Raw genomic sequence first — 579 nt, 5'->3', positions numbered from 1 at the left:
TGGCGCAACTGCTAGTGATGTAATTGACGGTGATATCAGTGCAAACATCGTCACAAGCGGTACTGTTGACGTTAATACTGCCGGTACGTATAGCATCAATTACAATGTAAGTGACGCTACTGGAAACGCGGCAACACAACTCACCAGAACCGTTATTGTCAGTGACACAACTATTCCGGTAATCACCCTTAACTCAACGAACCCGCTGGATCACGAAGTCGGCACAATCTTCGTCGACCCAGGCGCAACAGCCAGTGACAACACTGACGGAGATATCAGTACAGCAATTGGCGTTACCGGAACTGTTGATGCCAATACGCAAGGTGCATACACCCTTACCTATAATGTTTCTGACTCATCTGGTAACGCAGCAGCAACCGTAGTTCGAACTGCAAACGTCGTGGATACTGGAGTACCCTCTATTGCACTTATTGGTGACAATCCAGTGCTACACGAACTACAGACGCCATACACAGATGCTGGTGCGACCGCTTCAGATGCAGCAGACGGCGACCTAAGCGCTTCAATCACAGTGACTGGGTCAGTCGATCCGGATATCGCCGGAACTTACACACTTAG

At 49.2% G+C, this 579-nt stretch carries 1 protein-coding gene; it reads left to right on the top strand.

Going from position 1 to position 579, the window contains the following annotated elements; translation table 11 throughout:
- Positions 1-579: immunoglobulin-like domain-containing protein (locus A3729_RS08330; protein WP_156497800.1), on the top strand; the 579-nt coding region annotated here is incomplete at both ends.

Source organism: Oleiphilus sp. HI0043, assembly GCF_001634935.1.
The sequence above is the reverse complement of the archived record's forward strand: the minus strand, read 5'-3'. Positions and strand labels throughout refer to the sequence as shown.